This window comes from Tardiphaga sp. 20_F10_N6_6 (assembly GCF_052076045.1).
GTDB classification, from domain to species: Bacteria; Pseudomonadota; Alphaproteobacteria; order Rhizobiales; family Xanthobacteraceae; genus Tardiphaga; species Tardiphaga robiniae.
Genome location: NZ_CP197239.1, coordinates 2,085,305 through 2,105,946, shown reverse-complemented (window position 1 = coordinate 2,105,946; position 20,642 = coordinate 2,085,305). Strand labels below are relative to the sequence as shown.

The 20,642-nt window shown below is 62.6% G+C and carries 14 protein-coding genes and 1 riboswitch; of the genes, 4 read left to right on the top strand and 10 right to left on the bottom strand.

All coding sequences use genetic code 11. The features are described from left to right. Positions 1 to 2: 2 nt before the first annotated feature. Positions 3 to 1,151, bottom strand: coding sequence for a glycine cleavage system aminomethyltransferase GcvT (gcvT, locus tag AB7813_RS10355; RefSeq protein WP_439064408.1), 1,149 nt, complete (start codon positions 1,149 to 1,151; stop codon positions 3 to 5). Positions 1,152 to 1,292: 141 nt separating this feature from the next. Next, positions 1,293 to 1,387: riboswitch (glycine riboswitch) on the bottom strand. 272 nt (positions 1,388 to 1,659) lie between these two features. Between gcvT and alaS the strand changes: the two genes are divergently transcribed. Continuing rightward, positions 1,660 to 4,341, top strand: coding sequence for an alanine--tRNA ligase (gene alaS / locus AB7813_RS10350; protein WP_439064407.1), 2,682 nt, complete (start codon positions 1,660 to 1,662; stop codon positions 4,339 to 4,341). Positions 4,342 to 4,599: 258 nt separating this feature from the next. Continuing rightward, positions 4,600 to 6,291: a YbaL family putative K(+) efflux transporter gene (gene ybaL, locus AB7813_RS10345; RefSeq protein ID WP_439064406.1), complete on the top strand. Its 1,692-nt coding sequence runs from the start codon at positions 4,600 to 4,602 to the stop codon at positions 6,289 to 6,291. Positions 6,292 to 6,313: 22 nt separating this feature from the next. Here the strand turns inward: ybaL and AB7813_RS10340 are convergent, their stop codons facing one another. From AB7813_RS10340 to AB7813_RS10315, 6 genes are all read right to left on the bottom strand, one after another. Further along, positions 6,314 to 7,018, bottom strand: coding sequence for an SDR family oxidoreductase (locus AB7813_RS10340; RefSeq protein ID WP_439064405.1), 705 nt, complete (start codon positions 7,016 to 7,018; stop codon positions 6,314 to 6,316). 140 nt (positions 7,019 to 7,158) lie between these two features. After that, positions 7,159 to 7,686: a DUF3455 domain-containing protein gene (locus AB7813_RS10335; RefSeq protein WP_439064404.1), complete on the bottom strand. Its 528-nt coding sequence runs from the start codon at positions 7,684 to 7,686 to the stop codon at positions 7,159 to 7,161. Between the two features lie 45 nt (positions 7,687 to 7,731). Then, positions 7,732 to 9,798: a prolyl oligopeptidase family serine peptidase gene (locus AB7813_RS10330; protein ID WP_439064403.1), complete on the bottom strand. Its 2,067-nt coding sequence runs from the start codon at positions 9,796 to 9,798 to the stop codon at positions 7,732 to 7,734. A gap of 94 nt (positions 9,799 to 9,892) precedes the next feature. Further along, positions 9,893 to 11,107: an NADP-dependent isocitrate dehydrogenase gene (locus AB7813_RS10325; RefSeq protein WP_068735892.1), complete on the bottom strand. Its 1,215-nt coding sequence runs from the start codon at positions 11,105 to 11,107 to the stop codon at positions 9,893 to 9,895. 206 nt (positions 11,108 to 11,313) lie between these two features. After that, entirely contained in the window at positions 11,314 to 13,038 is a 1,725-nt protein-coding gene (locus AB7813_RS10320) for a carbamoyltransferase C-terminal domain-containing protein (RefSeq protein WP_439083117.1), read from the bottom strand. Positions 13,039 to 13,286: 248 nt separating this feature from the next. After that, a complete protein-coding gene (locus AB7813_RS10315) occupies positions 13,287 to 15,017 on the bottom strand; it encodes an alpha/beta hydrolase (RefSeq protein ID WP_175367934.1) in 1,731 nt (576 codons plus the stop codon). Between the two features lie 288 nt (positions 15,018 to 15,305). Between AB7813_RS10315 and AB7813_RS10310 the strand changes: the two genes are divergently transcribed. Both AB7813_RS10310 and AB7813_RS10305 read left to right on the top strand, forming a co-directional pair. Further along, complete coding sequence (locus AB7813_RS10310; protein ID WP_439083118.1) at positions 15,306 to 16,520, top strand: TrmJ/YjtD family RNA methyltransferase; 1,215 nt, start codon at positions 15,306 to 15,308, stop codon at positions 16,518 to 16,520. 204 nt (positions 16,521 to 16,724) lie between these two features. After that, complete coding sequence (locus AB7813_RS10305; RefSeq protein ID WP_439083119.1) at positions 16,725 to 17,555, top strand: isocitrate lyase/PEP mutase family protein; 831 nt, start codon at positions 16,725 to 16,727, stop codon at positions 17,553 to 17,555. A 495-nt stretch (positions 17,556 to 18,050) separates the two neighbouring features. Here the strand turns inward: AB7813_RS10305 and AB7813_RS10300 are convergent, their stop codons facing one another. From AB7813_RS10300 to AB7813_RS10290, 3 genes are all read right to left on the bottom strand, one after another. Then, the gene (locus tag AB7813_RS10300) at positions 18,051 to 18,383 is read right to left on the bottom strand and encodes a hypothetical protein (protein WP_439089132.1); all 333 of its coding nucleotides are present in this window, start codon (positions 18,381 to 18,383) and stop codon (positions 18,051 to 18,053) included. 70 nt (positions 18,384 to 18,453) lie between these two features. Then, positions 18,454 to 19,326: an HAD hydrolase-like protein gene (locus AB7813_RS10295; protein WP_439083121.1), complete on the bottom strand. Its 873-nt coding sequence runs from the start codon at positions 19,324 to 19,326 to the stop codon at positions 18,454 to 18,456. A gap of 384 nt (positions 19,327 to 19,710) precedes the next feature. After that, positions 19,711 to 20,418, bottom strand: coding sequence for a hypothetical protein (locus AB7813_RS10290; protein ID WP_439083124.1), 708 nt, complete (start codon positions 20,416 to 20,418; stop codon positions 19,711 to 19,713). Positions 20,419 to 20,642 lie beyond the last annotated feature (224 nt).

Sequence of the window (20,642 nt, the reverse complement as noted above, 5' to 3'; positions counted from 1 at the left end):
CCTCAACGCTTGTAGCTGTGGGGGACGAAGGGCATGGGTGACACTTTCATCGGCATGCGCTGGCCGCGAAGCTCGGCATAGACGGTGGTGCCGTCGGCTGCCTGCGCGCTGGGCAGATAGCCCATTGCAATTGGCGCGCCGAGACTGGGGCCGAAACCGCCCGAGGTGACGCTGCCGATCGATTCGGTGGAGGTGGCGTCCGCAAACAGCAGCACACCTTCGCGCACTGGCGCGCGGCCTTCCGGCAGCAGGCCGATGCGCTTGCGCGGCGCGCCGCCATCGAGCTGCGCCAGGATCTTGTCGCTGCCGAGAAAACCGCCGGCGCGGGCGCCGCCGGTGCGGCGGCTCTTCTGGATCGACCAGTTCAACCCGCCTTCGATGGGCGTGGTCGTCGTGTCGATGTCATGGCCGTAGAGGCACAGCCCGGCTTCGAGACGCAGGCTGTCGCGGGCGCCGAGGCCGATCGGCAGGACGTCGGGACGATCGAGCAAGGCGGAGGTCAGCGCTTCGGCCTGATCGTTCGGGATCGAGATCTCGTAGCCGTCTTCACCCGTATAGCCGGAGCGTGAGACGAAGCAGGCAATGCCGTTCACCTGATGCGGGCCGGCATCCATGAACTTCATCGCCGGTGCCTCAGGACAGAACTTTGCCAGCACATCCGCGGCCTTTGGCCCTTGCAGCGCGATCAGCGCGCGTTCGGGCAGGGTCTCGATGATGCAGGTGTCGGAGAGATGCGCGCGCAGATGCGCCTCGTCTTCATCCTTGCACGCAGCGTTCACCACCAGAAACAGGTGATCGCCGAAATTCGCCACCATCAGGTCGTCGAGAATGCCGCCGCCCTCATTGGTGAACTGGGCATAACGCTGACGCCCCGGTGCCAGCGCCAGAATGTCCATCGGCACCAGCTTCTCGAGCGCCAAGGCCGCATCTTCGAGTTTGCCGGACTTCGCCCGCAAGGTGAGCTGGCCCATATGGGAAACATCGAACAGTCCCGCGGCCGCGCGGGTCTGGAGATGCTCCTTCAGCACGCCGGTGGCGAATTGCACCGGCATGTCATAACCGGCGAAGGGCACCATCTTGCCGCCACGGGCGATGTGGAGGGCGTGCAGCGGCGTTTGTTTTAAGGTTGAGGGTTTATCAGTCGCTAGCATGGTGACGGGTCCTCGCGGTTCCCCGGGACCATTCCCGGAGTGCCTATACGAGCCCCATCTGTCGCTGTGCCTGAGAGTATTATCCCGTCGGCGGACGCCATCGGCCCATTCGGGCTCAAAGGCATCTCTTTCCAGATGCTAACCTGTCACGCGGTCCTTTTGCCTGAGAGTTTCCGGGGCGGTTGCTCCTTCGGCGCCGGCCCAAACGGGGGCCGATCTCTCCCGACGTGACGTCTTTCAACGCCGGCACAAGAGCATGCGTTCCCTGAATCTGTCAACGCGGTTCCGGCATCTATCAACGGCCCTGTGCTGCTGCGGCAAGCCCCTGATCCGCTTGAATGATCCCTTGTCATCCCCTTGCACAGTTTCTGGACAGGCCTAGTGCCGCCGGTCTAAAAGCAACCGGTTGTGGCATTGGCCGGCGGCAAATCTTCAAACAATTTGGCCGTGGGCGATTTTTAGGCGCCAAGTCTTGAACGTAACAAGTCTTGGGCGCAATGGGACTGATATGAGCGGCGTTAACGAGATCAGGTCGGCATTTCTGAATTACTTCGCGGCGAATGGTCACGACATCGTGTCGTCGTCGCCGCTGGTGCCGCGCAACGACCCCACGCTGATGTTCACCAATGCCGGCATGGTGCAGTTCAAGAACGTTTTTACCGGCGTCGAGAAGCGGCCTTATCAGCGCGCGACGACGTCGCAGAAATGCGTCCGTGCCGGCGGCAAGCATAACGACCTAGACAATGTCGGCTATACCGCGCGCCATCACACGTTCTTCGAGATGCTCGGCAACTTCTCGTTTGGCGATTATTTCAAGGAACGCGCGATCGAGCTCGCCTGGAACCTGATCACCAAGGAGTACGGCCTCGCCAAGGACCGCCTGCTGGTCACTGTCTATTCCGAGGATGATGAAGCTTTTGCACTGTGGAAGAAGATCGGCCTGCCGGATTCCAAGATCATCCGCATCCCGACTTCGGACAATTTCTGGCAGATGGGCGACACCGGCCCGTGCGGTCCGTGTTCGGAAATCTTCTTCGACCATGGCGACAAGATTCCCGGTGGTCCTCCCGGCTCGCCAGATGAAGACGGCGACCGTTTCATCGAGATCTGGAATCTCGTTTTCATGCAGTTCGACCAGCTGGCGCCGGGCAACCGCATCTCGCTGCCGAAGCCGTCCATCGACACCGGCATGGGCCTCGAGCGCATCGCTGCGGTGCTGCAGGGCAAGCACGACAATTACGACATCGACCTGTTCGTCGCACTGATCCGCGCCATCGCCGATCTCACCGGCGCCGATCCGCAGGGCCCGATGAAGGCCTCGCTCCGCGTTATCGCCGACCATCTGCGCGCCTCATCGTTCCTGATTGCCGATGGCGTGCTGCCGTCGAATGAAGGCCGCGGCTATGTGCTGCGCCGGATCATGCGCCGCGCCATGCGTCACGGCCAGTTGCTCGGCGCCAAGGAGCCGCTGATGTGGCGCCTTGTGTGGGCGCTGGTGCGCGAGATGGGCCAGGCCTATCCGGAGCTGGTGCGCGCCGAGAGCCTGATCGAAGAAACGCTGCGCCTCGAAGAGACGCGCTTCCGCAAGACGCTGGATCGTGGTCTCGGCATTCTCGACGACAAGAGCGCGTCGCTGAAGAAGGGCGACATGTTCGACGGCGAGACCGCCTTCACGCTGTACGACACCTATGGCTTCCCGCTCGATCTGACCCAGGACGCACTGCGCAACCGCGGCATCTCCGTCGATATCGCGTCCTTCACCGACGCGATGGAAAAGCAAAAGGCCAAGGCGCGCGCGTCGTGGTCGGGCTCGGGCGATACGGCGACCGAAACCGTGTGGTTTGGCCTGCGTGAAAAACTCGGCGCGACGGAATTCCTGGGATACGAGACTGAGTCAGCCGAAGGTGCAGTTACCGCGCTGGTGAAGGACGGCAAGGAAATCGATAGCCTCAAGACCGGCGATACCGGTGCGATCGTTCTCAACCAGACGCCGTTCTATGCGGAGTCCGGCGGTCAGGTCGGTGATCTCGGCATCATGACAGGCGAGGGCGTAACCTTCCGCGTTACCGAAACCCAGAAGCGTGCCGGCGATCTGTTCGTGCATATCGGTACGGTCGAGCAGGGCACGCTGAAAATTGGCGCAGCGCTCGCGCTGGAAGTTGACCACGCCCGTCGCTCATCGATCCGCGCCAATCACTCGGCGACGCATCTGCTGCATGAAGCGCTGCGTCAGGTGCTCGGTGATCACATCGCGCAGCGCGGCTCGCTCGTGGCGCCGGACCGGCTGCGTTTCGATTTCGTGCATCAGAAGCCGATCACGGCCGACGAGCTCCGCCGGGTCGAAGACATCGCCAACAATGTCGTGCTGGAAAACGACGCAGTCACCACGCGCTTGATGGCGGTGGACGATGCGCGCGAGGCGGGCGCACGCGCACTGTTCGGTGAGAAATACGGCGACGAAGTTCGCGTTGTCTCCATGGGCAAGATGCCGCGCGATAGCGGCGGCAATGCGCTCGGCTGGTCGGTCGAACTTTGCGGCGGCACCCATGTGCGGCGCACTGGCGACATCGGCATGATCTCGGTCACCGGCGAAAGCGCAGTGTCTTCCGGCGTGCGCCGCATCGAGGCGCTGACCGGTAATCATGCACGTCATCACGCCAACGAGACGATCCTTCTCGCGAAGACCGCGGCGAACGAGCTCCGTACGACGCTCGACGACATGCCAGCGCGCATCGCTGCGCTGATGGACGAGCGCAAGAAGCTGGAGCGTGAGCTCTCCGAGGCGAAGAAGACCATCGCGATGGGCGGCGGTGCTGCGGCTGGCGCATCGGCCGCTGGTGGCGCATCCGCAGACGTCAAGACCGTCGGCGACGTCAAGCTCATGGCCAAGAGTGTGTCGGGCATCGAGATGAAGGATCTCAAGAGCCTCGCTGATGCCGGCAAAAAGCAGCTCGGCTCCGGCGTGGTCGCGATCATCAATGTCGGTGAAGACGGCAAGGCCGGCGTCGTGGTCGGCGTCACCGAGGATCTGACCAAGCGCTTCAGCGCTGTCGATCTGGTGAAGCTCGCCTCTGAAGCCTTGGGCGGCAAAGGCGGCGGTGGGCGGGCGGACATGGCGCAGGCCGGCGGTCCGGACGGCGCCAAGGCCGATGCGGCGCTGAAGGCGATCGAAGCGGCGATCGGCAACTAATCTCGTCATTCCGGTGTCGTGAACGCCGCCAAGCGGGCGCGAACCCGGAATCCCGTAGTGTTTTACTATGTCGAGATTCCCCGCCATTCCAACTGGAATGGCTGAGGTTCACGCTCTCAGCTTCGCTGAGATCGCACCTCGGAATGGCAGTGTGGGTCACACAACCCCATCTCGCGATGACGTGACCGCTCGCGCCTGCGACCATGAGTAGCCCTCGTTAAGGGTGGCATCCCACGCGCCCATGCGGCAAAAAGCGGCATGGAGCATAACACCCCGCTGATTTCCACCGTCGTCGTCGGCCTCGTACTGGCATTCATCCTCGGCCTGATCGCACAGCGCATTCGCGTGTCGCCGCTGGTCGGCTATCTGCTCGCCGGCGTCTTCATGGGCCCATTTACGCCCGGCTATGTGGCGGACCAGAATATCGCCAATGAACTCGCGGAAATCGGCATCATCCTGCTGATGTTTGGCGTAGGCCTGCATTTCTCGCTGAAGGATTTGCTGTCGGTCAAGAATATCGCGATCCCCGGCGCCATCGTGCAGATCGCCGTGGCGACACTGCTCGGCATCGGTCTCGGCGAGGCGCTCGGCTGGTCGTTCGGTGGTGGCCTTGTGTTTGGCCTCGCGCTGTCGGTGGCTTCGACGGTGGTGCTGCTTCGCGCATTACAGGAACGACGTCTGGTGGACAGCGAGCGTGGCCGCATCGCCATCGGCTGGCTGATTGTCGAAGACCTCGCGATGGTGCTGACGCTGGTGCTGCTTCCGGCGATCGCTGGCCTGCTTAAAGGCGAGGGCAATGGTGCCAGCATGTCAGCACTTGCGATGCCGGTGCTGATCACGCTCGGCAAGGTCGCGGGCTTTGTGATCTTCATGCTGGTGGTCGGCCGCCGCGTCATCCCGATGCTGCTGCACTATGTGGCGCACACCGGCTCGCGCGAACTGTTTCGCCTTGCGGTGTTTGCCATCTCGCTCGGGGTCGCCTTCGGCGCAGCCCTCGTCTTCGACGTGTCATTCGCGCTCGGTGCGTTCTTTGCGGGCATGATCCTCAGCGAGTCCGAACTCAGCCAGCGCGCTGCCAACGAGACGTTGCCATTGCGGGATGCGTTCGCGGTGTTGTTCTTCGTCTCGGTCGGCATGCTGGTCGATCCGGCGATCATCCTGCGCGAACCGCTGCCGCTGCTCGCCACAGTGTTCATCATCCTGTTTGGCAAGTCGGCGGCTGCCTTCGGCATCGTCCGGCTGTTCGGCTATCCGACCTCGACGGCGCTGACGATCTCCGCCTCGCTGGCGCAGATCGGCGAATTCTCCTTCATTCTCGTCAGCCTTGGCGTGGGCCTCGGCCTGCTGCCCGATCGCGGCCGCGATCTCGTGCTCGCCGGCGCGATTATCTCGATCATGCTCAACCCGCTGTTCTTCGCATTGCTCGATCGCCTACTGGCCGATAAGGACGCGAAAGCGGCGGCAGCGAGTGAAGCGGCCGCTGCGGACAGCAAGGAGAAAGCGGTCACGCGCGTCCCGTTGCCGGAGACGCAACTCAAGGACCACGTCGTGCTGGTCGGACACGGCCGCGTTGGCAGCGTCGTCAGCAGGGCGCTGCGCCTGAACAACACGCCGCTGCTGGTGATCGAGGACACGCCGGGCGTCGTCGAGCGTCTGCAGAAGGAAGGTGTTGAGGTCGTCACCGGCAATGCCGCGGCGCCGGACATGTTGCAGGCTGCAAATGTGATGGGCGCCAGGGGATTGCTCGTCGCCATCCCGGACGCCTTCGAAGGTGGCCAGATCGTCGCCAAGGCGCGTGCGCTCAACCCTACGCTTCCGATCATCGCCCGCGCCCATTCCGAAGAAGAGATCGCGCATCTCAAGCATCACGGCGCCAATGTCGTGATCATGGGCGAGCAGGAAATCGCCAAGGCGATGCTGCTGCAGATCGGCACGACGGCGGCCGTTTAGTCGCGCCGTTGCGATCAGGTCATCACACCGACCGCGTCATGCCGCCATCGACGCGAATGTTCTGGCCGGTGATATAGCCAGCGCCATCCGATGCGAGGAATGCGACCGTGGCTGCGATCTCGTCGCTCTTGCCATAGCGTTGCATCGGGACGCTCTGGCGCCGCTCTTCGGTGGCGGGCAGGCTGTCGATCCAGCCGGGCAGCACATTGTTCATCCGTACATTGTCGGCGGCAAAACTATCCGCGAACAATTTTGTGTAAGAGGCGAGACCGGCGCGGAATACGGCTGAGGTCGGAAACATTGCCGAGGGTTCGAACGCCCAGGCGGTGGAGATGTTGATGATCGCGCCGGACTTCTGCTTCTGCATGATCGGTGTCACCAGCCGCGTTGGCCGGATCACGTTCATCAGGTAGACATCCATGCCAGTGTGCCACTGCTCGTCGGTGATATCGAGCAGCGGCGCACGCGGGCCGTGACCGGCGCTGTTTACCAGCGTGTCGATCCGGCCCCATTTCTCCAGCGTGTCATCGACCAGTCGCTTCAAATCGTCGCTCGACTGGTTGGAGCCGGTGACGCCAATGCCGCCGAGTTCTTGCGCCAACGCTTCACCTTTCCCCGATGAAGACAGGATCGCGACCTTGAAGCCGTCGGCGGCAAGGCGGCGCGCGGATGCGGCGCCCATGCCGCTTCCACCCGCGGTGATGATGGCGACTTTGTTAGATGACATGAGGCGGTCTCCCTGACTGTTTTTCTGGTCGTCTTGCTCTAGCGGCAAATCGTTCGGCGTAGAAACGCAAATCCCGGAGCCTGGCTCTGTGCCTGCTTGGTATTGTCCACGGCGCCGGAGTGTCCACCGGCGAAATGTCCTTAGCCTTTGCGCAGGAACACGTAGTCGGCCGAATAGGGCTCGCTCTGTAAAGTGCCGGCGCCGCTGCAGGTGCCGCCCAGCGTGCCGCCAACGGTGTTGATGCGCTGTACCGTGGTCACGCCGCTCAACATGCCGCTGCCGCGATGCGAGGCGGCTTCGAGGCGGAGCCACGGAATGTCCTTGGCAGTGGTGCCTGGTGCGTTGCCGGTCACCTTACCGACCACCGCGCTGCCATCGCTGTATTCCCAGTTCGGTCCGACATAGTGCCGCCCCACGGTCTTGCCATCCGCCATCAGCGTGGCGATCGGCTCGCGGAACGCCCATGTCAGCTTTCCTGAAGCGTCGACCTTGCACTCATAGACCTGCGCGCCTTCAGCATGCAGCTTGGCGATCTGCGTCTCGCCGGGGGCTGCAATCGCATCCGGCACCTGCGCCAAAGCAGAGAATGCGCCCGCGACACTGAGCGAGAGCGTGACAATCGTGGTCAGGATCGGGCGTTTGAAAACATGGGGCGTATTGCAGGTCATGCGAACCCTCTCTTGCTCTGGTTGGTAGTTGCTCTGTCGTTCGTTTTACGCAGCTCCAATCGTCCGCCGTAGAAACGCAAATCCCAGAGCCTGGCTCTGTGCCTGCTTGGTATTGTCGACGGCGCCGGAGTGTCCGCCCGCCACCGTCTCGTTGAACCAGACGGGATAGCCAAGCTCTTCGAGCTTCGCTGCCATCTTGCGGGCGTGGCCGGGATGGACGCGGTCGTCGGTGCGGTTGGTAGTGATGAAGATCGGCGGATAGGTCTTGCCGGGCGCGATCAGGTGATAGGGCGAGTATTTCTGCAGATAGGCCCACTCGTCGGGAATTTCCGGATCGCCATATTCGGCGATCCAGCTCGCGCCCGCGAGCAGTTTGGTATAGCGCGCCATGTCGAGCAGCGGCACGCTGCACCAGATGGCGCCGAACAGTTCCGGATAGCGCGTCAGCATGTTGCCGACGAGCAGGCCGCCATTGCTGCCGCCGTGGCAGGCGAGTTTCTGCGCCGTTGTTATACCTGATGCAGCGAGATCTCGCGCGACAGTCGCGAAGTCGTCATGGGCCACATGCTTGGTGATCTTGCGCGAAGCCAGATGCCACGCGGGGCCGAACTCACCACCACCGCGGATATTGGCGATGGCGTAGAGATGACCTTGTTCGAGCCACAGCTTGCCGGCGATGCCCATATAGGCGGGCGTCAGCGATATCTCGAAGCCGCCATAGCCATAGAGAATCGTCGGCCGGGGCGGGGCGCCGGCCGAGAGATTCTTGCCGATCAGGAAGTAGGGGATCCTGGTGCCGTCCGCTGCCACCGCATGGCGTTGTTGCACCTCGATGCCCTCGGGATCGAAATTGGGCGGCGAGCTCTTCAGCGGCTCGGGCACGCCTTGGCCATTCCACAGCGCTGTCGTTGTCGGCCGGTCGAAGCCCGTGACGGTGAAGAGCATGTCGGTGCCGAGATCGGGATCGTCCTCGCCGCCGAAATTCTGCGCCGAGATCGTGGCGTTATCGGGCAATCCCGGAAGTGCCGTCTCGCGCCAGCCGGCCTCGCTTCGCTGCAGCAATGCGAGACGGCCGCGGACATTGTCGAGGATTTCCAGCACGATGCCGTGCCGGGTCTCCGACCATGACTGCAATGCGCGGGTCGGCGATGGCGTGAACACGATCTCGAAATCGCGTGCGCCAGACAGGAAGCGATCGAGGTCGATGACGGCGAGCGCGCCGGTCGGGATCGTCTGGTCGCCGACGGTCCAGTCCTGCTTCGGGCTGATCAGAAGATCATTGGCTTCGGCCGAGACCGAGATCTCCTCCGGCAGTTCGAGACGCAGGCGCTTCCCGGCATGCGGGCCATGCTTGCGCTCGACTGATATATGCGAGCGCGTGAAATCCAGCGCGCGCCAGTACATCACGCCTTCATGGCTCGGTCGGCGGTTGACGCCGAACCAGGCGGCGACGTCCTGCTTCTCGACCTCGAAGACGGTTTCAGCGGCAGCTAACGGCGAGCCGCGCGTCCATTTGCGTACGGTGCGTGTATAGCCGGCCTCGGTGCTGTCCTCGGGCGTCTGCGCGCTGCCGAGCAGCAGCGTGTCCTGATCGACCCAGCTCACCTGCGTCTTGGCTTTCGGGATGATGAAGCCGTCGGCAACGAAGCTCTTGCTGGGAATATCGAACTCACGAACCTCGATGGCGTCGGTGCCGTTGAACGACAGGCTGATCAACGCGCGGGTCTTGTCCGGCGAACGCGCAGCACCTGCAAAGGCCCAGGAGATGCCTTCCGCTTGGTTCAGTGCATCGATGTCGAGCAGCACGTCCCATTCAGGCGTATCGGTCTTGTAGCTCTCCAGCGTCGTGCGGCGCCAAAGCCCGCGCGGATGAGCGGCGTCTTTCCAGAAATTATAGAGATAGTCGCCAGACTTTCCGACGAAGGGAATGCGATCGTCGGCGTCGAGGATCTTCATAACTGCGTCGAAGTCGCGCTGGTAGCTATCGTCGCAGAGGAAGCCATCGGTCCGTGCGTTCTGTGCCTCGACCCAGCCCACGGCTTTCTCGCCCTCGATTTCTTCGAGCCAGACATATGGATCATTGCTGCCGTCGGCGGGATTTGGCGCAGTCATGGGTCACCTCGAAAACGGAACGTCTCAAAAAGAAAGTCCGGGGTGCCTGAGGCAACCCGGACTTTCGGATGGTGCAGTCAGGAGAGGGCGGAAATCAGGCCGCCAGTTCCTTGGTCAGGTTTTCCGCGACCTTGTCGAGGAAGCCTGTGGTCGAGAGCCAGCGCTGATCGGCGCCGACCAGCAGCGCCAGATCCTTGGTCATGTAGCCGGCTTCGACAGTGTCGACGCAGACCTTTTCGAGGGTCTTGGCGAACTTCGCCAGCTCGGCATTGTTGTCGAGCTTGGCGCGGTGGGCGAGACCCTGGGTCCAGGCGAAGATCGACGCGATCGAGTTGGTCGAGGTTTCCTTGCCCTTCTGGTGCTCGCGGTAGTGACGGGTCACGGTGCCGTGGGCAGCTTCGGCTTCTACCACCGAACCGTCCGGCGTCAGCAGCACCGAGGTCATCAGGCCGAGTGAGCCGTAGCCCTGGGCCACGGTGTCGGACTGCACGTCGCCGTCATAGTTCTTACAGGCCCAGACATAGCCACCGGACCACTTCATGGCGGCAGCCACCATGTCGTCGATCAGGCGATGCTCATAGGTGATCTTCGCGGCTTCGAACTTGGTCTTGAATTCGGCGTCGAAGATTTCCTGGAAGATGTCCTTGAAGCGACCGTCATAGACCTTGAGGATGGTGTTCTTGGTCGACAGATAGACCGGAACGCCGCGCGACAGGCCGTAGTTCAGTGATGCGCGAGCGAAGTCGCGGATCGAGTCGTCGAGGTTGTACATGGCCAGCGCGACGCCGGCGCCGGGGGACTGGAACACTTCGCGCTCGATCACGGCGCCGTCTTCGCCGACGAACTTCATCGTCAGGGTGCCCTTGCCGGGGAACTTGAAGTCGGTGGCGCGGTACTGATCGCCGAAAGCGTGACGGCCGATGATGATCGGCTTGGTCCAGCCGGGGACCAGGCGCGGCACGTTGCTGCAGATGATCGGTTCGCGGAAGATCACGCCGCCGAGGATATTGCGGATGGTGCCGTTCGGCGACTTCCACATCTGCTTGAGGCCGAATTCCTTCACGCGCGCTTCATCGGGAGTGATGGTGGCGCACTTCACGCCGACGCCGTATTTCTTGATCGCATGGGCCGCGTCGATGGTGACCTGATCGTCGGTCTTGTCGCGGTATTCCATCCCGAGGTCGAAATACATCAGGTTGACGTCAAGGAAGGGGTTGATCAGCTTGTCCTTGATGTACTGCCAGATGATCCGGGTCATCTCGTCGCCGTCGAGTTCGACGACGGGGTTGGCTACCTTGATTTTTGCCATGGTGGTTCGGGCCTTTAGCGCGTTGCGGGAGGGATGATTTGTAGGGGGGCTATAGCACCGCGCAGGACCCGGCGAAAGCCGGGGCGTCATGCAGTTCCGGCGCAATTTTCAGCCCAAAACGCAGGCTGTTTTTGCTCAAAATGCAGCCTGCGCCGCGGTGCCCGCCACCACGTACCAGCTCGCCGGCGGGCTGCCGTGCCGCGCCGTTACGCCGCGTCGCGCCGGTACAGGCCGCCTGTGGTCACCAGGAAATCGATCCGCCCGTCGAGCAGCGCCCGCAGCGCTTCGTCCGGGCTGTTGACGATGGGCTCCTCGTGGACGTTGAAGCTGGTGTTGACCAGCACCGGCAATCCGCTGGCCTCTGCAAACCCCTCGACAATGTCATAATAGAGCGGATTGTCCGGACGCGCGATCACCTGCGGCCGCGCGGATCCATCGACATGAACCACGGCGGGGATGCGGTCCCGCCATTCCGGCCTCACGTCGCAGGCTATGGTCATGTAGCGGCAGGCGCGCGCATTGACCGGATTGACGTCGAACACGTCAGCGGCACGCTCAGTGGTGATGACGGGGGCGAACGGCATGAATTCGGAACGGCTCAGCCGTTCGTTGAGCAGGTCGTGGGTGCCGCGCCGCGCCGGATTGGCGAGGATGGTCCGGGCGCCCAATGCGCGGGGGCCGTATTCCATCCGGCCATTGAAGATCGCGCCGATCTCGCCCGCCACCAGCCGCGTCACCGCGCCGTCGACCGGTGCCTCGTCGACACGGTGAATCCCTGGGGTGGCTGCGATGCCGGCGTCGAGCCCGGCCTGAAAATCGCGGCCGAGATAGACAGTCCCGAGCTCGCGGCGGCGATCGAGCCATGGCACGAGGCCGTCGCGCTGCATCAGGTAGGACAGCGCCCCGCCGATCGGCAGGCCGTCGTCGCCCATCGCCGGGAAAATGAACAGTTCATCGATCGGCAATTGCTCCGCGAGCAGGCGGTTGAGCTTGACGTTGGCGAACACGCCGCCGGACAGGCCGAGATGTCGCGCCGGATGCCGCTGCAAAAGCCGCTGCAGCGACAGCAGCATGGTGTCTTCCAGCACCTTCTGGATCGACGCCGCAAAATCCTCCCGGCCGGCCTGTTTCGCCAGCCGGCGCATCAACGCGTTCATCTGGTGATAGCTGCGAAAGCTGGACTGGATACGTCCGTCCGGGGCCACCGAAAAATACCCGGCGATCGTATCGGCCGCTGTCGGTTTGCCCATGGCCGCGAGCCCGGTCAGCTTGCCCTCGTGCCGGTTGGGGCGAAATCCGAGCGACTTGGTCGCCGCGCTGTAGGCGCGGCCGAGGCTGTCGACCGGATTTGGCAGGAACAGACAAGCGTCGTCGCCATAGAGCGTCGTCAGGCGGCGGTCGGCGAAGTGCCGGTAGCTGTAATTGACATTGTCGCCGCCGCCATCGGCCGTCACCAGCAGGGCATCCGGCCACGGGCTGTAGAACAAAGTGGGAAGCGCATGCGCTTCGTGGTGGTTGTAAAAATGGACCGCGGCGTCGTCGCGGAAACCGCCGTCGCGCCGCCACGCCGCGGCATCGAAGACGTCCTCTGCCCGCGGCGCGCGGTAGCGATGCTGCTCGGCGCCGAGCAGCAGGCGGTCCTTGCCGACCCGGCTGCGATACTGCTCGCGCAGCCAGCGGAGGCCACCGAGGCGGGGGAAGTAGGCCTTGGGAAACATCGCGCGGCTAGTGGCGACGACGTCGACATCGCGCCGGGTGGCGCCGGCGATCGACAGCACTTCGTCGATGGCCGCATCGGGGTGAGTGCTGCCATCGCTCTTGCGCCGGGTCAGTCGCTCCAGCGCGATGGCAGCCTTCAGATCGTAATCTTCGAAAATGGCGACGGCGGCGTCATGGACGCCGGAGTGAACGCTGAGGATAAGCTGGGGCATGAAGGCTGCAAGGTCGTTCCCGGGGGTGGCACATTACCCACCCCCTGCCACGACCGGCAAATCACGAGCGCTTGGCCGGGAACTCGCCTTCATCCGGATTGTCAGGGCAGGCAGGCCGCGAACACGGCAAGGCATCGTCGCCGCATGAGAGCGGCACGGTCCGCGGCCTCGCACGCCTGCCCCGGCGAAAGCCGGGGCGTTATGCGGTTTCAGCCCAATTTTGAACCCAAAACGCAGGTTGTTCGTGCTTAAAATGCAGCCTGCGTCGCTGTGCCCGCCACCACGTACCAGGTCACCAGCAAGCTGCAGATCAGGGCGCCCGGCAGGCTCGATCCGGTGCGCCGCCAGGTGAAGGTGGCAATCACGGCCACAATCGCCATCAGCGGCACGAACTGGATCGCCACGATGGTGTTCAGCGGGACCGAGGTGATCACCGCGGGTGCCGGGTCGATCAACTGGCCGTTCAGGAACAGGGCGCCGTACTGGATGCCCAGCAAGAGAGCGAAGCCAAAGGCCAGCGCGGTCATGTTGGTGAGGTAGACGGCGGACCGGCTGGCGCTGAGCGTCGAGAAATTCCGGTGCATCACGTGCAGGGCGATGACGAAGAACAGGGTGATCGGGGCGAGGTAGATCAGGGCCATCAGCGCCTGCTTGCCGTTGAGCAGCTTCAGCGCCACGATCCAGAAGCGGAAGTCGACGGTGAAGATCAGGTCGGCCAGCCACAGCGCCAGGTAGCCTGACGCGACGGTGGCGAGCGCGATGGCGATCGACAGGCCGATGATCCCGCGGCGGCTGGCGCGTTTTGGCGCGAACGGCATCAGCACCAGCGCGATGGCGGCGTTGATCAGGGCCCAGACCACGATCTGGTTGGTGATCCCCTGCGGCAGCCAGGGCGATGCCTTGACCCAATTCCCGGCCAGCGTGAAGGCCGGATAATAGGTCAAAGCCGGGATCAGAACCGAGAGGACCAGAGCGCCGAGCCAGCGGCTGCGGTCGACTGGGGTCTCCAAAGGCTTCGAGCCATCCGCCGGCTCCGGCAGGATCAGCCGGGCAAACATGCGGGCCTCCAGCAACCCGTCGAAGATGCCGATCAGGAAGGCGACGAAACCGAGCAGCGCTATGCCGGTGCCGATCTCCTTGCGAAACCAGATCTGGTCGGATGCCGGCAGTGGGGTGCCGCCGGTCAGCGTCTTGCCGAACCAGTCGAGGGCATAGCCGATCGCCTCATGGGAGATGTGCTCGGCGGGATGGGTGATGGCCGGGGTATAGAGCACCCGGGCGGTGCCGGCGGCGAGGTCGCCATAGACCTTGCCCGGTTCGACCGCCGCATTCGTGCCGAACAGCGCCCACAGCTTCGGGCTGCTGACGGTGTCGCGGGCCTTCGGGACGCCCCACATCAGGGTCGAGAATTCCTCATACTTGGCGAACACCAGTGCGAGGTTGCGCGGCCAGGTGGGCGTGCCGTCGGCGGCGAAGGGTTTGCCGGTGGAGGAGCCTTCGAGCACCATGGCCTTGTAGTCGTTGGGCATGGCGGTGGCGGCGGCGAGCACGGTCCAGCCGCCCATCGAGTGGCCCTCGAGTCCGATATTGGTCTTGTCCACGATGTCCAGGCTGCGGAGCTTGGCGAGGCCATCCGGTCCGCCGAACCCGTTCGAGAATGCCGGCCCGTCGCTATAGCCGTGGCCGGTCTGGTCCAGCGCCAGCACCACATAGCCGCGGCGTGCGAATTCGATGGCGAAGCCGTCCTGGGTCTCGCGGGAATTGATGTAGCCATGGACCGCGAGGATGCCCGGCGCCGGGGTCTGCGGCGTGGCGTTTGGCGGGGTGTAGAGCAGGGCGCTCATTGTGTTGCCCTTGGCGCCCTTGAAGCGAATGTCCTCGATCTTGATGCCGCCCGAGGTTTGCGTCAGATGGGCGAGCAGGCTGCCTGCAACCATCATTGCGGCGCCAACTATCGCCAATGTCCATCTTGCGCGCATTGCATTCCTCCCATAATCCCGCGCCAGTGATACTGGTGACCGGGTTCGTTTGCAGTTTCGTTTGAACGTTGTTGCTACCGGTAACCGAAACCAGACCCAAAGCAAACGGAGCGCGCGACCACGCGGGCCGGTTTTAGGGGAAATCTACCAAATCCCGGCAAGCCGCTCATCCGGCTGGCAAAAACCGTCCAGCTTCATGTGACTTGCAGCGCCCGGATGAGGTGTTGAATCAAAACCTTCACGGGTTGATTCAAGACCTTCAGAGATTGAATCAGAAAGTGAAGTGCGATGTCCGGTTCAGGCACCGACTCTACCAAGGCGCATACCGACCTGGTCGGCCCCGTTGTCATCCTCGTCGAACCTCAGCTCGGCGAGAACATCGGCATGTGCGCGCGGGCCATGGGCAATTTCGGCCTGACCCGGCTGCGCATCGTCAATCCACGCGACGGCTGGCCCAACGTCCATGCCCGCCGGGCCGCCTCCGGCGCCGACCACATCCTCGACAAGGTCGAGCTGTTCGACACCGTCGAGCAGGCGGTGGCCGATTGCACCTTGCTGTTCGCGACCACCGCCCGGGCGCATGACCAGGCCAAGCCGGTGGTCGCCCCCGAGGCCGCGGCCGCCGAGACCATCGCCCATGTCGCCGGAGGTGCCACCGCCGGCATCCTGTTCGGCCGGGAGCGCTACGGGCTGCAGAACGAGGAGGTCGCACTCGCCAACCGGATCATCACCTTCCCGGTCAATCCCGCCTTCGCCTCGCTCAACCTCGCCCAGGCGGTTCTCCTCTGCGGCTATGAGTGGTTCAAGCAGGCAACCGCGAACGCGCTGCCCTATGCGATGCCGGAGCGGTCGGAGCCGGCCTCCCAGCACCAGATGTCGGCCTTTTTCGACAACCTCGTCGGCGAGCTCGACAAGGTCGAATTCCTGCGCCCGCCCGAAAAGCGCGACACCATGCTGGTCAACCTGCGCAACATCTTCACCCGGATGGAGCCGACCAAGCAGGACATGCACACACTCCACGGCGTGGTGATGGCCATCGCCGAGGGCCGCAAGGGCCCGGCCAAGGGCGGCGTCCTCGACGGCGAACAGGCGACCCGGCTGCGGGCGCTGCTGGCCGAACACGGGCAGGGCGCGCAGGCGCATGAGAGCGGTACGGTCCGCGGTCTGGCGCGCATGCTCCGCCGCAACCCGACCGATGCCGAGCGGCTGCTGTGGGACCAGCTCCGCGCCGACCGCCGCTTCGCCGGCCAGTTCAAGCGCCAGACTCCGGTCGGCCGCCACATCCCGGATTTCGTCTCCTTCCCGGAGCGCATCGCCATCGAGCTGGTCAATCCCGGCGAGACCGAGGTGATTGTCAGCGACCGCGCCGCCCGTCAGACTTGGCTGCAGGAGCGCGGCTACCGCGTCATCGCGATGCGGGCGGACGACGTTATCAGCGACATCGCGGCGGAGCTGGATCGGCTTGAGGCTCTCTTGGCCAGCGGGATGCCGGGGCAGGGATAGCTGGAAATCGGGTGGCGCTTTACGCGATCGGGCCTACGAACCTGAATAACCGTCATTGCGAGGAGCCTCTTGGCGACGAAGCAATCCAGACCTTACCTTGTGGCTTCTGGATTGCTTCGTCGCTGCGCTCCTCGCAATGACGGCTGAGAGGTTCGTCCGGACCGCGAGCAACGCGATCCGAACTAAAAAACAAAGGGAGTCCCCATGCCCATCTCCACCGCCGAGAAGCGCGCCAATTTCCGCAAGCTCCACGAGTCCGGCTGCTTCGTGCTGCCCAATCCCTGGGATGTCGGCAGCGCCCGCTATCTCGCGCATCTCGGCTTCAAGGCACTGGCCTCGACGTCAGCCGGCTATGCCTGGTCCACCGGCCGCCCCGACAACAAGGTCACGGCAGACGACGTCATCGAACATCTCGCGCTGCTCTCAGCCGCCACCGATCTGCCTGTGAATGCCGATTTCGAGGCCGGCTTCGCCGATGACCCGGCCGGCGTCGCCGCCAATGTCGTCCGCGCGGTGAAGAGCGGCATCGCCGGCCTCTCCATCGAGAACTCTACCGGCAAACGGGACAAGCCGCTCTATGACGACACGCTCGCCGTCGAGCGCATCAAGGCCGCCCGCGCCGCCATCGACAGCGTCGATCCCGCGGTGATGCTGGTGGCGCGCTGCGAAGGCTTTCTGCATGGCGAGCGCGACCTGACAAAGACCGCGGCGCGGCTCATAGCCTTTGCCGAGGCCGGCGCCGATTGCCTCTATGCGCCGGGCGTTGCCACAGACGAGGAGATCACCACGCTGGTGAAGGCGATCGGCGGCAAGCCGCTCAACGTTCTCACGGTGCAGCCGACCATGACCGTGGCGCATCTCGCCAGCCTCGGCGTCCGCCGCATCAGCGTCGGCGGCGCGCTGGCGCGCGTAGCCTGGGCGGGGTTCATGCAGGCGTCGCAGGAGATTGCGGGGAAGGGGACGTTTACGGCATTTGCGAATGGGGCGAAGGGTGGGGAGCTGAATAAGCTGTTTGCGGGAGAAGGCGGAAAGTGAAGTAAAGCGCTCGTCAGTTTTTGGCTTTGATCGGGCCTGTTTTGTCCTGAGCAGGCCGCTCCTCGGAGCTGCGTTCATTGATTGGCGAGCCCATCTTGTCAGGCTCCGTAGCTGTTGAAGATGGCACTGCGGGAGCTGGCCCGGCTGCGGGGGCAGGAACCGGTGTCGAATTGGAAGGTGCCGTGGGAGGGAGCAATGTCCTTCCGCTCGATTGCTCTGCAGCTCCTGTTTGAGGAGCGGAGGTGGGGGTCTGCTTAGGCGGTCCAGACTGAGCAGATACAGATGCAGGATGTCGATCGCTATTGGCTTGTCCCCGAGAGCTTCTGTCTCCCTTTTTGTCGAATGAGACGCCTCCAAAAACCGCTAGGAAAATTGAGAGGCACGCCAACACTACCATCACGGACTTATAGAAAATCTCAAGTTTTGCGTCAGAGTGAATTTGCCCTCTCGAACCAAAGCGCTCGTGGCGAACCAACAGCTTCGCAGCAATCCAAGTTAGGCCCCAACGCTTCGGAACAAAAAACTCTCCTTGCCGATCTCGTCACTCAACGACAATTCGGGCAACTCAGCTTGGAATTTCTGTTCGATCTTAATTGCGTGATTTACCGCTCCCTTGAGCAGTCGATGGTACCAATACCGGTCGATGAGATAAAAGAGCATGGCGCCGAAAATGCCGAACAACGGCACCAAGACGGCATATTGAATGTTGAGGCGCCAAAGCTGCAGGGAAAGCTGCTTGTCGATCAGAAAGCCTATCGAAGCAAAAAGCGCGATTAGAATAGTGACGAAAAGGCCGCGTATACGCATCGCCAATTCGTTGAAGTGCATCTGCACTCCGACGATTGTCTTCCAAACGTCGATGACGTTTTTTGCGCGATCATTCCGCAGTGATCGATCTTTAAGCACTAAATTCCTCGAACTGAAAAACGTTCAAGAGTTCGGCGAAGCTGTTTTCTAACGTGTACTTAGGATGCACGTGTTCGCGTTCGCGAATTTCTTGCTCTCGCTTTACTTCTTCCTGCGTCCAGTGGGTGACGTCCTGCAGAAGTTTGTACTCTGCTCGCTTATGTGCCTGACCATATTTGGCCCAAACGCTATCAACGCCACAATCCACTGCCATGGCGACGTCCTTGGACAAATTGTCTCCAACATAAATGCATTCAGTCTTCGCAAGTCCAAGGCTCTGAATAATCGAATCGAGCACGACAGTGTCGGGCTTTTTCGAGCCCTTGGGCGTAAACTTTTGACTTGTGTACTTCAGTTTCGACTCCGCTGAGGGGTACATACGAAGGTCTTCATCTGATAGACCGACTGGAATCTGATGGTCCACTGGGCAAAAAACGCAATCGAGAACACCGTCCAAGCCTAGATGCTTGAGCCGATAATTAGAGTAGAAGGCCATCGATTCCGTATACCCAATAATGCGAGTGCCTCGTCCCTTGATTTTCAGTAAGGTTTCGGCAACCGAAGGGTACAAATGAAGAAACTGCTCACGCTTTTCACGATAAGCGTTAATGGCAGGCGCGAAGACGTCTACTGCTCTCTTCGAGTTAGATGAGAGCTTTAGAGACGGAAGCTCATCGATAAGAAAAGAGTATTCGGATGTGCCGTGTTTCCTATGCACATCACGAATCTCAGGGATGAGTTGCTCTTTGGGAATTCCGCTTATTTCAACGATGCTGTCGAGCATTGAAGAGAAGCTATTGAGCCAGAGTTCGACCCAATCAAATAATGTGTTGTCGAGATCGGTGATAAGTGCGGTCTTCTTCATAACCGGCATAACCGCATTTTGATATCCTCATTGCAATCCCAACGGGGCGAAATCCCTAGAAGACTCGTCGAAGGAAGCCAGCCAATATCACTCGCATCCGTCGAAGCATTTCTCTGTTCGGAATTGTGAAGTTCGCAATGACGTTGGGATATCGCGCGATGTCAAAGCGGATTACAGAATAGAACAAAAAGAGAACAAAGGCAAGGGCGATCTTTTGCAGGGTCCCATGCCGTCATCCGTTCGACTCCGACCATCTGATTGACTCGTGTGAGACCGAGGTCGTCGAGGTACCAACCGTATCCATTGAATGTCGCGAAGAAGTCGGGCGACGGGCCGAAGGCAGTTTCGATGGCGCGCCGCATGTCAGTCAGCGTCGTAATCACGCTACCGCCTCCTTCTTGGTCCCCTCGGCCGTAGCGCCGGGTGATCCCGCTCCGGCGGCGTATGCGCGTCTTCCAGCAGGGCCATGGCTTCATCGGGGATGCGGTCGATGTTGACGCCGCCGCGCCGCATCTCCTTCAGCGCATTGCGGATTGCGGTGTCGCGGTCGATCCAGTCCTGCCCGGTGCGCGCCGGTGCATCGGGGCGGCGGCGCGGGCGCCGGTTGCCCATGGCTTCCAGCCGCGCCATCTTCACGACCTGCATGGCCTGGATCAGCCGGTCGAGATCGACCGTGGGGCTGTTCCACAGCTCAGTGACGCAGCGCTCGGCCAGCGCCTGCAGCTTCTCCCTCAGCACGCGCAGCTTCAGCCGGCGGCCGGCGCGGGCGCCCCGCAATGTATCGCTGGCCACGGGCGCAAAGGGGTGACGCTGCCAGCCGCCCTCGCGGGCCCAGCGCCCGATAGTGCCGTGGGTTGCGCCGGTCCTCCCCGCGATCTGCTTGTAGGTCAGCGTCGTCTCCTCGATCAGGCGGCGCGCCGCGGCAACCGTGGCATTGGTGTGCAGCTTCTTGCAGCCCTTCGGGCGGCCGCCCGGCATCGGAGGTGGTCCGTTGTCCACATCATCGGTCACCCGAAGGCGCGCCACCGGGTCCGCGGAGGAGTCGATGACGCGGATGTTGGAGGGAAACAGAGGATAGGCAGGATAGCGCATGCTGACTCCCTTTAGAGCGCGGTCAATCGGGAGTGGAATATATGCCTATTTTGGGAGAGCGCAAGCGGGGCGTGCGTTGGCTTTCGAAGTCGTCATTCCGGGGCGCTCGCCACTTAGCGAGCGAACCCGGAATCTCCGCGTGTTTGGCTCGACGGAGACTCTCATGTCGAGATTCCGGGTTCGGTCCCGCCGCCTGCGGCGTCGTTTCCGCCCCGGAATGACAG